We start from the raw sequence: 12,639 nt of genomic DNA, 5'->3' as shown, positions 1-12,639 counted from the left end.
GGATGCCACAGGGGGCCGGGTGCCACAGGGGCCCATCAGCGGCCCGGTTCCGGCCTCACCAGACCCGTACCGACGCCCCTGTGGCGAACGCCGGGCTCGTCGCGTCGGGCGGGGGCTGTTTCAGGGGTTCGTCGATCTCCTTGACGGTGGGGCCCACGCGGGCCGCTATGGGGGCGAGCCGGTCGAGGTCGAAGCCGTAGATGCGGGCGGCGTTGCCGCCGGCCATGGCGGCGATCTCCGCGCGCGGCAGGCCCGCGTAGGCGACGCGCAGGGCCTCGCGGGTGTAGGGGTGGGTGCCTTCGTCATGCGGGTAGTCGCTGCCCCACATGATCTTGTCGAGGCCGATCCGGTCGCGCAGCGGCACCTCGTGGGGGCGCATGAAGCTGGCGCCTACGTAGCAGTTCTCCCGCCAGACCGTCGAGGGGCGTTCGCCCATGGAGTCGGCGAGGCCCGCGCCGAAGCGGGCCTCGGCGGTGGTCGCGCCGGCGGCGGTCGCGGTGGTCGCGCTCGCGCTCGCGGCGGCGACGAGGCGGCCGTGGTAGTAGTCCAGCATGTCGAGGACGCCGGGGATCCAGCCGGAGCCCTGCTCGGTCAGGACCAGGCGCAGCCCGGGATGCCTGCGGAACGCGCCGCCGAACACCAGATGCCACAGCGCCCGGTGCGAGAACCACGTCGTCTCCACCATGAAGACGGCGCGGGCGGCCGGTTCGTCGCCGAGCGGCGGGGACGCGGAGCCCGCGTGATGGTTGACGGGCACCCCGAGTTCGGCGCAGGCCCGCCAGATCGGGTCGTACGCCGTGGAGTGCAGTTCGGGCAGGCCGGAGCCGGGCGGCGTGCCGGGCAGCAGCACACCCCCGGTCAGGCCCGCCCGCGCGCAGCGGTGGATCTCCCGTACCGCCTCCTCGACGTCGTTCAGGAGGATCTGGAAGACGCCCGCCCTGCGCCCGGGGGCGGCGGCGCAGAAGTCCGCGAGCCAGCGGTTGTGAGCGCGCAGCCCGGCCCAGCGCCGGTCGAACTCGGCGCGGGTGGGCGCGGGCGCCATGAGCGCGGCCGACGGGAAGAACGGCGGGATGGTGTTGGGGAAGACCACCTCGGCGACGATGCCGTCCGCCTCCAGGTCCGCGAGGCGCCGCTCGGAGTTCCAGTTGCGGTCGGCGGTGTCGGCGAGCAGGTCCTCGTAGGGGTTGACGTAGTGGGCGGCCCAGGCGTCGAAGGCGTCGTGGTGGCGGGACTCCAGATAGGGCCTGTAGTCGAGCAGGTCGGCGCCGGCGTGGCAGTCCGCGGAGATGACGGTGTAGCGGTCCTCGGCGGGGTCCCCGGGGGTTCCCGCGCCCCCAGGGCTCCCGGTGTTCGCGCTGTGACCGGTGTTCCCGGTGGTCATGGCGTCACCCCGATCGACGGGAAGTCGTGGTCCGTCAGCCAGTGTCGCCCGACCTCGCGGGAGCGGGCCCAGGACGCCTCGACGGCCCGCTGGTCCGCGTCCTGGCCGAGGTCGGCGGGCGTGGGCCCGATGCGGGCGGCGAGCGGGGCGAGGGCATCGGTGTCGAAGCCGAAGTTCTCGGCGGCGGCGAGCCCGAGCATGCGGCGGGTCTCGGCGACGGGGATGTCGTGGAAGGTCCTGGCGAGCCACGCGCGCGTGTCGGGCCAGGTCCCCTCGGGGTGCGGGAAGTCGCTCCCCCACAGGATGTTGTCGACGCCGATCTCGTAGCGCTGGGCGAGTTCGCGGCGCTTGGTGTTGGTGGCGCACACGAACACCTGCCGGTCCAGGTACTCGTGGGGCGCGCGCGTGAGTTCCGCGAACGGGGAGAGCTTCTTGCCGCCGTGCGCGCCGAGGTAGAGGCGGTCCATGAACCACAGCAGGTTCGGCAGCCACCAGCAGCCCGACTCCGCGACGCCGAACCGGAGGCCGGGGTGGCGCTCGAACACGCCGGACCAGAGCAGGAACCACAGCGGGCGGGCGGGCCACCAGGTGACCTCGCTGACGTAGATGCCGAGGTGGTCGCCGTACTCGTGGCGGGGGGCCGCGCCGGAGTGGGTGAGGACGGGCATCGCGCACTCGGCGGCCGCCGCCCACACCGGGTCGTAACGCCGGTCGTGGTAGGGCGCGTTGTCCACCCACATGGACGGGATCATCAGCGCGCCGAGCCCCGACTCCTTCGCCCGGCGCACCTCCGCGACGACCGCGTCCGGCTCGGCGGTGATCGGCAGCAGGGCGACCCCGCGGTGCCGTTCGGGGTGCGCGGAGACGAACTCGGCGAGCCAGCGGTTGTGCGCCCGCGCCCCCGCCATGCCGAGGTCCGGGTCCTGGTCGCCGGAGAGGCCGAGTCCGACGCCGAAGGGCGCCGCCGTACGGCTGTCGACGGCGTCCGCGTCGGGGAAGACGACCTCGGCGGCCACCCCGTCCCCGTCGAGTTCCTTCAGGCGCTGCGCGCTGTCCCAGCCGCCGCGCAGGCCCTCCTCGTGGTCCTGGAACCACTTGTCGGCGAAGGCGTCGTTGCGGATGCCGAGCCGGGTGGCCTCCGCGCGGCGGGCGTCGCGCTGCCCGAGGAAGTCGTCGAACTCCCGGTGGAAGCGGCGCTCCAGGTAGGGCCGGTACTCCTCGGTGGGCAGGCCGGCGTGGCAGTCGGATGAGATGATCAGGTACGGGTCGTCGTCGTGCTGCTGAGCGGTCATGGGATGCCGTCCCTCGGTCGGTCGCACGCGTCAGTCGAGGATGAAGTTCTCCAGATACGCCGGGTTCGCCCGCTCCAGCATCGACCGGGAGCGGGCCCTGATCTGGCGGTCGCTGTGCTCGCTCTCGGGCAGCAGCCAGAAGCGGTCCGCCGCGATGCCCTCCGCGACGAGGTCGGCGACGTCCTCGACGGGCGTGAACGCGACCTCCTTGCCCGCCGCCCGCATCGCCGCCTCCCACTGGCCGAGGCTGCGGTACGGGGTCCTGCGCGGGCGCTCCTTGGCGAACCGGTCGGGGCGGTTGCGGTGGGACTCCCACAGCCCGGTGCGCAGCATGTGCGGCCCGGGGAACAGCACGGAGGCGCCCACGCGCGCGCGGTCGGCCTTGAGGTGGGCGTACAGCGACTCGGTGAGGGTGACGACGGCGGCCTTGGTCACCGCGTACACGGACGCCGTGGGCAGCGGGGCGATACCGCCGTCGCCGGAGGAGGTGTTGACGACGTGGCCCGGCTCGCCGCCCGCCAGCATGCGCGGCACGAACGCCTGGACGCCGTGGAAGACGCCCCACACGTTCACGGCGAACGCCCACTTCCAGTCGTTGGGCTCGTGCTCCCACATGCGGCCCTCGGCGCCGGAGCCGACGCCCGCGTTGTTGCACAGCACATGGCAGGCGCCGAACGTGTCGTACGTGTCCTCGGCGAGCGCCATGACCTGGGCGCGCTCCCCGACGTCGACCACGCGCGCGTGCACCGTCGCGCCCTCGGCCCGCAGCTCCCGCGCCGCCGCCTCCAGGGCGTCCTTCTCGACGTCCGCGAGGACCACCTTCAGTCCGTCCGCCGCGAACCGCCGCGCGAGGGCGAGCCCGATGCCGCTCGCCGCGCCGGTGACGACGGCGACCTGTCCCTGCCGCAGCTCCATCTCAGGCACTCCCCTCGGGCGGCCCGTCGTGGACCTGCGCGGGGTCGTCGTAGCGCTGGTGGAGGTACGGGAGGAGGGCCTCGGCGCTGACCCGTTCGACGACGCGGCCGCTCTGGTCGCTGGTCTTCTCGCCGAGGGTGATCTCCACGAGCCGGCGCACCGGAAGGTCCGCGACCGGGTCGTACATGGACTCGCGCAGCACGACGTCGCCGGTGACGGCCTCCAGCTTCCGGACCTTCTCGTGGCGTACGCAGTGCACGAGGACGGGCTCGGACTCGAACCCGGAACCGTCCACGGCGGGCAGGAACTTGAAGTAGAAGTCCGTCTTCACCGCCGGCTCCGGCAGCGGCAGCGGGCCGCTGACCGCGCCGCGCACCTCGACGAAGGCGATGCCGTGCCGGGCGAGCGAGGCCCGTACGACGAGGCCGTCGCGCTCGACGGTGACCTCGCCGAGCTTCTTCGGCTCGCCGAACACCTCGCGCCCGCCGATCAGGGCCCGCTCATGGGTCATCGGCATGACGAGCGGGTACCAGCCCTCGACGCCGCCGTGCTCGGCGGCGACCGCGAACGAGCCCGCGCCCAGCGGATAGCCGGGCAGGTCGACCTTGCTGACGGTGACCCGCACCAGCGGCCGGGCCGTCGGCTTGAGCGGCGGCGGGAGCACCGCCGCGACCGCGTCCGGGTCGGACTCCCACACGGCGACCACGCCGGTGGACCAGATGTCGGGAAGCCTGCTGCTCGCTGTGCGCGCGGCGGCGGTCTCCGCCTCGGTGCGCGCTCCGTACCGTACGCGTGCCATTCGTACCGCCCTTCGGCGTGCTCGTCGTGGACGTGCCGGGGTCGTTCGGTAGGCGCCTGTAACACAGTTACACCGGCGGCGATGAAGGGTAAAGACACGCGCACGGACGGAAGTCGGACGCCGGGAGGCCGGATGGCGCGCAGGCCGCTCACGCGCGAGGAGGTCCTGTCGACCGCCGCCGAGCTGGTCAAGCGGGACGGGCCGCAGGCCCTGACGATGCGCAAGCTCGCCGCCGAGCTGGGCACGGCCGTCACCTCGATCTACTGGCACGTCGGCAACCGCGAGTCACTGCTCGACGCGCTGGCGCTGCGCACGGTCGCCGACCTCGGGGCGCTCCGGGCGCGCGGCGAGGGGCCCGAGCAGCGCGTGCTGTCGCTCGCGCGGGCGCTGCGCCGGCAGCTCAGGGCGCGGCCCCATCTGGTGGCGATGGTCCACGAGCGGGGGCTGACCGACCACATGTTCCATCCGGTCCAGGAGGCGCTGGTACGGGAGGTACGCGCGGCGGGGCTGAGCGGGGCGCGGGCGGCGGACGCGGTCCGCGCGGTCGTCTTCCTCGTCGTCGGCCATGTCCTCGTCGAGCGGAACCGGGAGCGGGCGCCGGTGCAGCGGCCGGGCGGCGAGGAGCTGTGGGCGGGGGCGCACGCGGGCGGCGCGGGGGACGCGGCGGGCGACCCGGAGCTGTCCCGCGCGCTGGCGGCGCCCGCCGATCCGGAGCGGATCTTCCTGACCTCGGCCGAGGCGCTGGTGAAGTCCTTGCTGCGCGACGCGAGTTGACCGGGCGGCCCGCGCGGGGGGCGGGCGGCGCACGCGCTGTCGGTGACGGCCCGTATCCTCAGGGACCATGCTCGAAGACCGTACGACCGCAAGCCGATGGCCGGCCGCGTATCCCGAGGGGTACGCGGTCGTCGACGTGGAGACCACCGGCCTGTCCAGGGACGACCGGATCATCTCGGCTGCCGTCTACCGTCTCGACGCGCGCGGTGAGGTCGAGGACCACTGGTACACGATGGTGAACCCCGAGCGCGATCCGGGACCGGTGTGGATCCACGGCCTGACGACGGACATGCTGCGCGAGGCGCCGCTGTTCACGGACATCGCGGAGGAGTTCGCGGAGCGCCTCGCGGACCGCGTCCTCGTCGCGCACAACGCGGTGTTCGACTGGTCGATGATCGCCCGCGAGTACGCGCGCGCGAAGCGGACCGCGCCGGTGCGCCAGCGGCTGTGCACGATCGCGCTCTCCAAGGAGCTGCGGCTGCCGCTGCCCAACCACAAGCTGGAGTCGCTGGCCGCGCACTTCGGTGTCGCACAGGAGCGGGCGCACCACGCGCTGGACGACGCGCGCGTGCTCGCGGAGGCGTTCCGGCCGAGTCTGCGGGCGGCCGCCGCCGAGGAGGTGCGGCTGCCGCTGCTGGAGTGCCGGCCGCTGACCGAGTGGGCGGAGTCCGCGCCGGTGCCCCGCCAGGCGCAGTCCGCGTACCGGGGCGGCGGCGGTTCGTGGCGGCCCTCGCGCAAGCGTCCGGCGTGCCCGTACCCGAACCCCGGGCGTTACGAAGCGGGCAAACCGCTCAAGCAGGGCATGCGGGTGGCGTTCTCCGGGGACACCTCCGTCGACCGGGAGCTGCTGGAGGACCGCGCGGTGGAGGCGGGGCTGCATGTGGCGACGAGCCTGTCGCGGCTCACGAGCCTCCTCGTGACCAACGACCCGGACTCGTACACGTCCAAGGCCGTCAAGGCGAAGCAGTTCGGCACGCCCGTCGTCGACGAGGCCGCGTTCGGACAGTTGTTGCAGGACGTCGCCCCCGCGGACGGCCGCTGAGCGACAGACGGGTGATTGCGGGGCGACGCGCCCCGCAGGCGCTCGCCCCGCACCCGTCCCGGCGCCCACCCTGTGGCGCATGGCACGTTGTGAGGTCTGCGGAAACGACTACGGGATGTCCTTCGAGGTGCACGCGCAGGGCGCGGTGCATGTCTTCGACTGTTTCTCCTGCGCCATCCACCGCATGGCGCCCATCTGCGAGCACTGCCGGTGCCGCATCATCGGCCAGGGCGTCGAGGTCGAGGGCCACTGGTTCTGCGGGGCGCACTGCTCCCGCGCGGAGGGGAAGGCGGGCATCGTCGACAAGGTCTGACCCGCGGGCCCCGGGGTCCGTCCGCCGGAGCGGGCCCCGGGCGCCCGGGATGTCCGGGTGCGCGCCCCCGGCCGAGGGCGGCCGGGGAGCCGGAGGTACCGTCATGGGGTGTACCGCTTCCTGTTGACCCGGCAGTGGGTGATCCTCACGCTGGTCGCCCTCGTCCTCATCCCCACGATGATCCGGCTGGGCATCTGGCAGATGCACCGCTACGAGGAGCGCAGCGCCCGCAACCAGCTCGTCACCGACGCCCTCGGCGCGAAGCCGGTGCCCGTCGAGTCGCTGGCCTCCCCCGGGCACACCGTCACCAGCCGCGAGCGGTACCGGGCCGTCACCGCCGAGGGCCGCTACGACACCGCTCACGAGGTCGTCGTACGGCGCCGGGTCAACGGCGACGACGAGGTCGGCTACCACGTCCTCACCCCCTTCGTCCTGCGCGACGGCAAGGTGCTGCTGGTCAACCGCGGCTGGATCCCGGCGAACGGGCCGAGCCAGTCCGCGTTCCCGAAGATCCCGGCGCCGCCGCGCGGCGAGACCACCGTCACCGGCCGGCTCATGCCCGACGAGACGACCGCCGCCAGCGGCATCAAGGACCTCAAGGGCCTGCCCGACCGGCAGATCATGCTGATCAACAGCAAGGAGCAGGCCGACCGCCTCGGCGCGACCGTGCTCGGCGGCTACGTCGCCCAGACCGCCCCCGAGCCCAAGGGCGGCACCCCGGAGCTGATCGGCAAGCCGGGCAAGGAGGACGCGGCGCTGAACTACGCGTACGCCTACCAGTGGTGGCTGTTCGCGCTCGCCGTGCCCATCGGCTGGGTCGTCCTGCTCCGCCGCGAACTGCGCGACCGCCGCCGCGCCGACGAGCCCGAGGGCGAGGGCCCCGGGTCCGACGGGCCGGAGTCCGACGGGCCGGAGTCCGGCAAGGCCGCCGAGACCCCCACGCCGGTCGCCTGACACCCGCCCCCTCCCCGGCCCCCCTCCCCCGGCCTGCTGCGCTGGGTGGCTGCGCGGGTGTCGCGCGTTCCGGTTGTCTGTGGTCGGGACGGCTGTTCCCGGCGGCGCGGACGGGGCACCCGCAGAGCGTGCGCTCACGTATCGAGGACTACGCCGTCATCGGCGACGAACAGACCGCCGCCCTGGTCGCCAGGGACGGGTCGATCGACTGGCTGTGCCTGCCGAGGTTCGACTCCCCCGCCTGCTTCGCCGAACTGCTCGGCGACGAGGAGAACGGCCACTGGCGACTCGCGCCCGCCGGCGCCGGCGTCTGCACCCGGCGCGCCTACCGGCCCGGCACCCTCGTGCTCGACACCGAATGGGACACCGAAGAGGGCAGCGTCCGCGTCACCGACTTCATGCCGCAGCGCGACAAGGCCCCCGACGTCATCCGCATCGTCCACGGGCTGCGCGGCCGGGTCACCGTGCGCGGCACCCTGCGGCTGCGCTTCGACTACGGGTCCGTGGTGCCCTGGGTGCGCCGCAGTGACGGGCACCGGGTCGCCGTCGCGGGACCCGACTCGGTGTGGCTGCGCAGCGAGCCGCCCGTGCACACGTGGGGCGAGTCGTTCGGCACGCACTCCGAGTTCACCGTCGAGGAGGGCGAGTCCGTCGCCTTCGTGCTCACCTGGCACCCCTCGCACGAGAAGCGCCCGCCGCAGGTCGACCCGTACGAGGCGCTGGACAACAGCCTCCAGGACTGGCAGAAGTGGTCCGAGCGGTGCCGCTACCGGGGCCCGCACCGGGACGCCGTGCTGCGCTCCCTGCTCACCCTGAAGGCGCTCACCTTCGCCCCGACCGGCGGCATCGTCGCCGCCGCCACCACCTCGCTGCCCGAGGAGATCGGCGGCGTACGCAACTGGGACTACCGCTACTGCTGGCTGCGCGACTCCACCCTCACCCTCGGCGCCCTCGTGTCGGCCGGCTACCTGGAGGAGGCGCAGGAGTGGCGTGACTGGCTGCTGCGCGCCGCTGCGGGCGATCCCGCCGACCTCCAGATCATGTACGGGCTCGCGGGTGAGCGCCGGCTGCCCGAGCACGAGCTGCCCTGGCTCTCCGGCCACCACGACTCACGCCCGGTCCGCACCGGCAACGGCGCCGTGAACCAGCTCCAGCTCGACGTGTACGGGGAGGTCGTCGACTCCCTCGCGCTCGCCCGCAGCGCCGGACTGAGCGCCCAGCCGCACGCCTGGCGGCTGCAACTGGCCATGCTGGACTTCCTCCAGGACGCCTGGCGCAAGCCCGACGAGGGCCTGTGGGAGGTGCGCGGGCCGCGCCGGCACTTCGTCCACTCCAAGGTGATGGTGTGGGTCGCCGCCGACCGGACCGTCCGCGCGCTGGAGGAGGACCCGAAGCTCCCCGGCGACCTCGACCGGCTGCGCGCGCTGCGGGACGCCGTCCACAAGGACGTGTGCGAGCACGGCTTCGACAAGGAACGCGGCACGTTCACGCAGTACTACGGCTCCCGCGAACTGGACGCCTCCCTGCTGCTCATCCCCCGGGCCGGGTTCCTGCCGCCAGACGACCCGCGCGTCGTCGGCACGGTCGACGCGATCCGCGAGGACCTCACGCACCACGGCTTCCTGCGCCGCTACAGCACCGAGGGCGCCGTCGTGGACGGACTGCCGGGCGAGGAAGGCGCGTTCCTCGTCTGCTCGTTCTGGCTCGCCGACGCGCTGCACATGACGGGCCGTACGAAGGAGGCGCGGGAGCTGTTCGAACGGCTGGTCGCGCTCCGCAATGACGTGGGGCTGCTCGCCGAGGAGTACGACCCCGTGCACGACCGGCAGCTCGGGAACTTCCCGCAGGCGTTCAGCCACATCGGGCTCGTCGGCACCGCGCTGACCCTGTTCGGCACGGACGGGGACGCGGAGGCAGGATAGGACCCATGGATCTTGGACTGAAGGACCGTGTGTACGTGGTCACGGGCGCGACCCGGGGCCTGGGCAACGCCGCCGCGCGTGAGCTGGTCGCCGACGGCGCGAAGGTGGTGGTCACCGGCCGCGACGAGCAGAAGGCCGCCGAGGCCGCCGAGGCGCTCGGCCCGAACGCGTACGGTGTGGCCGCCGACAACGCCGACCCCGAGGCGCCCGCCCGGCTGATCGCCGCCGCGCGGGAGCGGTTCGGCGGGTTCGACGGGATGCTGGTCAGCGTAGGCGGGCCCGCGCCCGGCTTCGCCGCCGACACCACCGACGAGCAGTGGCGTACGGCGTTCGACTCGGTGTTCCTCGGGGCGGTGCGCCTCGCGCGGGCGGCGGCGGCCGAACTGGGCGAGGGCGGCGTCATCGGCTTCGTGCTCTCCGGCTCGGTCCACGAGCCGATCCCGGGGCTGACCATCTCCAACGGGCTGCGTCCTGGCCTCGCCGGGTTCGCCAAGTCCCTCGCCGACGAGCTGGGCCCGCGCGGCATCCGTGTCGTGGGCCTGCTGCCGGGGCGCATCGACACGGACCGGGTGCGGGAGCTGGACGGCAACTCCGCCGACCCCGAGGCGACCCGCAGGGCGAACGCCGCCCGCGTCCCGCTGCGCCGCTACGGCACCCCGGAGGAGTTCGGCCGCACGGCCGCGTTCTTCCTGTCGCCGGCCGCCTCGTATCTGACGGGCGTCATGCTGCCGGTCGACGGCGGCTTCCGGCACGGCTTCTGACGCGCCCCTCCCGCCCGGCGCAGACGCGGGGCGAGCGGAAACGCCCCGGCGGCGGTGGGCTGCCGGGGCGTCGGGGTGTACGGGGTGGGGCGGGCGGGGTGTGCGTGGCGTGCGGGGGTGTGGGGGACGCGGGCCGCCCCGGTCAGCTCACGCGTTCCGCGCGGTGCCGGACCGCGCGGAGGCGGACCTCCGAGGGCAGGGCGTCGAGGCCGGCGGAGTCCCGGGCCGGGGCCAGCGCCTGGTCGGCGAAGCCGCGCAGGGCCGCCCCCGGGGAGGCGTGCGGCTCCATCGTGAGGCCGACCCGCGCGCGCGGTGCCGTACGGCGGCCGGTCAGGGCGACGCTCGCGCGGTCCACGCCGTCGAGGGACTCGGCCGCGCTCGCGCACACGCTCTCCAGGGCTCGGCCGCGCAGCAGCGCGCCCTCGCCGTCGCCCGTGTCGACCAGCACCTCGCCCAGCCGGCGCCGGCGCAGCTGCGCCACCAGCCACCACAGCGCCAGCAGCACGACGACGGCGAGCACGGCGATGACCGTGGGCCACCACCAGCCGGAGTCCCGCCAGCGGACACGGTCGGCGGTGCTCAGCAGGACGTCGTGCCGGCCGTCGTGGATCCACCACGACGGCGGCTTCACGCCGAGCCCGACGGCGAGCACCGCGCCGCCGCCGGCCAGCAGGAGCAGGCCGAGCAGTCCGAGCACGATCCGGTTCACGCTGCGCAGCACGCCGGTCATCCCTTCCGTCCGGGCCGCGCCACCCGCACCGACAGACCGGGCGTCGAGGCGAGGCCGAGACCTCGCACCCCCTCGCCCAGCGCCGCGTCCAGATCGGCCCGTACGTCGTCGAGTTCGCGGAAGTGGGACAGCGCCCGCACCTCCACCTTGGAGCGCTTCATCCGTACGCGGACGGACTGCACGCCGGAGACCTCCATCGCGCGGTCGCGCAGCACCATCGCGGCGGCGTCGCGGTGCAGCCCCGCGCGGATGTCGGGGTGGGTCCTGCGCATCGGCAGCACGCCGCGCAGGCCCGGGGTGAGCGCGAGCAGCAGCAGCCACAGGCCGAGGGCGGCGGCGACCCCGGCGCCGATCAGGACACCGGTGTCGTCGAGGGGGTGGTCGGCGAGGGCGTCGGCCAGGCTGCGCCGCCACCGCATCGCGGGGTGCCCGGCGCGGACGGCGGCGACGTCGTAGAGCAGGATGCCGACGCCGCCGAGCAGCACCAGGGCGGCGAGCGCGGCGGGGACGCGGCGGGCGGACCAGAAGCGGCCCGTCCTGCCTCCCGTGCCGGGGGCCTGGTCCACCTGCGAGGAGCGGCCGGCGCTGTCGCCGGGGGCCCGTTCGGTCGTGGGCAGTACCTCGGTGGGCTCGCTCATCGGATCCTCCCCCGGTCCGAGCCGCGGGTGTGCGCCGAGTGCAGCCGCTCCACCTGGACGGCCACCTCGGGCACTTCCATTCCCGCCAACTCTCTTACCCGCTGGGTGACTTGACGACGCACGGCGCCGCACTGGGCGCCGATGTCGACGGGATGGTCCAGCTCTAGGCTGATCCGCACCCGCGCGCTGTCGTGGTGGACGGAGACGGTGGCGTGCGGCGGCGCGCCGTCCTCGGGGACGGCGGGCAGCGCCTCACGCGCCGCGTACGCGGCGATCTTGGCGACGACCCGGTCGGCGATCCGGGTCGCGCCGCGCTCGGCCGGCGCGACCTGTGCCGCCACGGGTCACCGCCGCCGGTCGCCGCGCAGGCGGAAGAACTCGCCGGGTTCCAGGTCCCCTTCGAGGAACCGGCCCGCGACGAAGCCGATGGCGCCGAGCGCCGCCACCAGCAGAAAGGCCCCGAAACCGCCGAAGTATCCGGCGAACCCGAGAGCCATGCCGGCGATCATGCCGATCACGGCCAGATTCATCGTTTCTTCCTCCTGCGTCGTCCGGTCAGTGCCTGACCGGGCTGTCGGCCGGCCGGGGTGTCACTGGAGTCGTGACTCCGGCTCCTCGTCCTCCTCGTCCGGCAGCTTCACGTCGCTGACGGCGATGTTCACCTCGACGACCTCGAGGCCGGTCATGCGCTCGACCGCGTTGATCACGTTCTCGCGCACGTCGCGTGCGGTGTCGGCGATGGAGACGCCGTACTCGACGACGATCTCCAGGTCGAGCGCGGTCTGGACCTCGCCGACCTCCGCCTTCACGCCGCGTGACACGGACTTGGAGCCGCCTGGTACGCGGTCCCGGACGGCGCCGAAGGTGCGGGACAGGCCACTGCCCATCGCGTGCACGCCGTCGACGTCGCGGGCGGCGAGCCCGGCGATCTTCTCGACGACGCCATCGGCGATGGTCGTGCGTCCTCGGTTCGCGGGGTCGCCTCCGCCGCGCTTGGTCACGTTGGTCTTGCCGCTCGGGGCCACCGTCGGAGCCCCGGCTGTCTCGCCCGGCTTCTGCGCGGTGTCGCTCATCAGGCCGTCCCCTCTGTGAGGTGCGTTTTCGGTGGGGTGTTGCTT

At 73.9% G+C, this 12,639-nt stretch carries 15 protein-coding genes; 6 read left to right on the top strand and 9 right to left on the bottom strand.

Annotation, left to right across the window (positions count from 1 at the left end):
* Positions 1 to 55: 55 nt before the first annotated feature.
* The 4 genes from ACZ7LY_RS26900 to ACZ7LY_RS26885 are packed head-to-tail and all read right to left on the bottom strand — an operon-like array spanning position 56 to position 4,387.
* Positions 56 to 1,381: an amidohydrolase family protein gene (locus tag ACZ7LY_RS26900; protein WP_471627294.1), complete on the bottom strand. Its 1,326-nt coding sequence runs from the start codon at positions 1,379 to 1,381 to the stop codon at positions 56 to 58.
* Positions 1,378 to 2,673 (bottom strand): amidohydrolase family protein, encoded by a 1,296-nt coding sequence (locus ACZ7LY_RS26895; protein WP_471627293.1) that lies wholly within the window; start codon positions 2,671 to 2,673, stop codon positions 1,378 to 1,380. The genes ACZ7LY_RS26900 and ACZ7LY_RS26895 overlap by 4 nt, the downstream gene beginning before the upstream one ends.
* A 30-nt stretch (positions 2,674 to 2,703) precedes the next feature.
* Complete coding sequence (locus ACZ7LY_RS26890; RefSeq protein ID WP_471627292.1) at positions 2,704 to 3,588, bottom strand: SDR family NAD(P)-dependent oxidoreductase; 885 nt, start codon at positions 3,586 to 3,588, stop codon at positions 2,704 to 2,706.
* A gap of 1 nt (position 3,589) precedes the next feature.
* The gene (locus tag ACZ7LY_RS26885; RefSeq protein ID WP_471627291.1) at positions 3,590 to 4,387 is read right to left on the bottom strand and encodes an acetoacetate decarboxylase family protein; all 798 of its coding nucleotides are present in this window, start codon (positions 4,385 to 4,387) and stop codon (positions 3,590 to 3,592) included.
* Positions 4,388 to 4,519: 132 nt separating this feature from the next.
* Between ACZ7LY_RS26885 and ACZ7LY_RS26880 the strand changes: the two genes are divergently transcribed.
* The 6 genes from ACZ7LY_RS26880 to ACZ7LY_RS26855 all read left to right on the top strand — a co-directional run bounded on the left by ACZ7LY_RS26880 (position 4,520) and on the right by ACZ7LY_RS26855 (position 10,153).
* On the top strand, positions 4,520 to 5,161 hold the full coding sequence (locus ACZ7LY_RS26880; RefSeq protein ID WP_471627290.1) for a TetR/AcrR family transcriptional regulator: 642 nt from the start codon (positions 4,520 to 4,522) through the stop codon (positions 5,159 to 5,161).
* Positions 5,162 to 5,228: 67 nt separating this feature from the next.
* Positions 5,229 to 6,203, top strand: coding sequence for a DEDDh family exonuclease (locus ACZ7LY_RS26875; protein ID WP_471627289.1), 975 nt, complete (start codon positions 5,229 to 5,231; stop codon positions 6,201 to 6,203).
* Between the two features lie 79 nt (positions 6,204 to 6,282).
* Complete coding sequence (locus ACZ7LY_RS26870; RefSeq protein ID WP_471627288.1) at positions 6,283 to 6,516, top strand: hypothetical protein; 234 nt, start codon at positions 6,283 to 6,285, stop codon at positions 6,514 to 6,516.
* A gap of 108 nt (positions 6,517 to 6,624) precedes the next feature.
* Positions 6,625 to 7,470 (top strand): SURF1 family cytochrome oxidase biogenesis protein, encoded by an 846-nt coding sequence (locus ACZ7LY_RS26865; protein WP_471627287.1) that lies wholly within the window; start codon positions 6,625 to 6,627, stop codon positions 7,468 to 7,470.
* Between the two features lie 128 nt (positions 7,471 to 7,598).
* Entirely contained in the window at positions 7,599 to 9,392 is a 1,794-nt protein-coding gene (locus tag ACZ7LY_RS26860; protein WP_471627286.1) for a glycoside hydrolase family 15 protein, read from the top strand.
* 5 nt (positions 9,393 to 9,397) lie between these two features.
* Positions 9,398 to 10,153: an SDR family oxidoreductase gene (locus ACZ7LY_RS26855; protein WP_471627285.1), complete on the top strand. Its 756-nt coding sequence runs from the start codon at positions 9,398 to 9,400 to the stop codon at positions 10,151 to 10,153.
* A 142-nt stretch (positions 10,154 to 10,295) separates the two neighbouring features.
* Here the strand turns inward: ACZ7LY_RS26855 and amaP are convergent, their stop codons facing one another.
* Genes amaP through ACZ7LY_RS26830 form a run of 5 tightly spaced genes read right to left on the bottom strand, consistent with a single transcriptional unit; the run spans position 10,296 to position 12,594 of the window.
* The gene (gene amaP / locus ACZ7LY_RS26850) at positions 10,296 to 10,883 is read right to left on the bottom strand and encodes an alkaline shock response membrane anchor protein AmaP (protein ID WP_471627284.1); all 588 of its coding nucleotides are present in this window, start codon (positions 10,881 to 10,883) and stop codon (positions 10,296 to 10,298) included.
* Positions 10,880 to 11,521 carry a DUF6286 domain-containing protein gene (locus ACZ7LY_RS26845; RefSeq protein ID WP_471627283.1) on the bottom strand — a complete coding sequence of 214 codons (642 nt, stop codon included), beginning with the start codon at positions 11,519 to 11,521 and terminating at the stop codon, positions 10,880 to 10,882. The genes amaP and ACZ7LY_RS26845 overlap by 4 nt, the downstream gene beginning before the upstream one ends.
* The gene (locus tag ACZ7LY_RS26840; RefSeq protein WP_471627282.1) at positions 11,518 to 11,862 is read right to left on the bottom strand and encodes an Asp23/Gls24 family envelope stress response protein; all 345 of its coding nucleotides are present in this window, start codon (positions 11,860 to 11,862) and stop codon (positions 11,518 to 11,520) included. Before ACZ7LY_RS26840 ends, ACZ7LY_RS26845 begins: the two co-directional genes overlap by 4 nt.
* Positions 11,863 to 11,865: 3 nt before the next feature.
* The gene (locus ACZ7LY_RS26835; protein ID WP_471627281.1) at positions 11,866 to 12,051 is read right to left on the bottom strand and encodes a hypothetical protein; all 186 of its coding nucleotides are present in this window, start codon (positions 12,049 to 12,051) and stop codon (positions 11,866 to 11,868) included.
* A gap of 60 nt (positions 12,052 to 12,111) precedes the next feature.
* On the bottom strand, positions 12,112 to 12,594 hold the full coding sequence (locus ACZ7LY_RS26830) for an Asp23/Gls24 family envelope stress response protein (protein ID WP_471627280.1): 483 nt from the start codon (positions 12,592 to 12,594) through the stop codon (positions 12,112 to 12,114).
* Positions 12,595 to 12,639: the final 45 nt, after the last annotated feature.

This window comes from Streptomyces sp. NPDC107550 (genome assembly GCF_055639095.1).
The sequence above is the reverse complement of the archived record's forward strand: the minus strand, read 5'-3'. Positions and strand labels throughout refer to the sequence as shown.

Excerpts from the sequence above, each read along its gene's own strand:
- ACZ7LY_RS26900 (WP_471627294.1), bottom strand. The coding sequence starts at position 1,381 with ATGACCACCGGGAACACCGGTCACAGCGCGAACACCGGGAGCCCTGGG.
- ACZ7LY_RS26895 (WP_471627293.1), bottom strand. The coding sequence starts at position 2,673 with ATGACCGCTCAGCAGCACGACGACGACCCGTACCTGATCATCTCATCC.
- ACZ7LY_RS26890 (WP_471627292.1), bottom strand. The coding sequence starts at position 3,588 with ATGGAGCTGCGGCAGGGACAGGTCGCCGTCGTCACCGGCGCGGCGAGC.
- ACZ7LY_RS26885 (WP_471627291.1), bottom strand. The coding sequence starts at position 4,387 with ATGGCACGCGTACGGTACGGAGCGCGCACCGAGGCGGAGACCGCCGCC.
- ACZ7LY_RS26880 (WP_471627290.1), top strand. The coding sequence starts at position 4,520 with ATGGCGCGCAGGCCGCTCACGCGCGAGGAGGTCCTGTCGACCGCCGCC.
- ACZ7LY_RS26875 (WP_471627289.1), top strand. The coding sequence starts at position 5,229 with ATGCTCGAAGACCGTACGACCGCAAGCCGATGGCCGGCCGCGTATCCC.
- ACZ7LY_RS26870 (WP_471627288.1), top strand. The coding sequence starts at position 6,283 with ATGGCACGTTGTGAGGTCTGCGGAAACGACTACGGGATGTCCTTCGAG.
- ACZ7LY_RS26855 (WP_471627285.1), top strand. The coding sequence starts at position 9,398 with ATGGATCTTGGACTGAAGGACCGTGTGTACGTGGTCACGGGCGCGACC.
- amaP (WP_471627284.1), bottom strand. The coding sequence starts at position 10,883 with ATGACCGGCGTGCTGCGCAGCGTGAACCGGATCGTGCTCGGACTGCTC.
- ACZ7LY_RS26845 (WP_471627283.1), bottom strand. The coding sequence starts at position 11,521 with ATGAGCGAGCCCACCGAGGTACTGCCCACGACCGAACGGGCCCCCGGC.
- ACZ7LY_RS26835 (WP_471627281.1), bottom strand. The coding sequence starts at position 12,051 with ATGAATCTGGCCGTGATCGGCATGATCGCCGGCATGGCTCTCGGGTTC.
- ACZ7LY_RS26830 (WP_471627280.1), bottom strand. The coding sequence starts at position 12,594 with ATGAGCGACACCGCGCAGAAGCCGGGCGAGACAGCCGGGGCTCCGACG.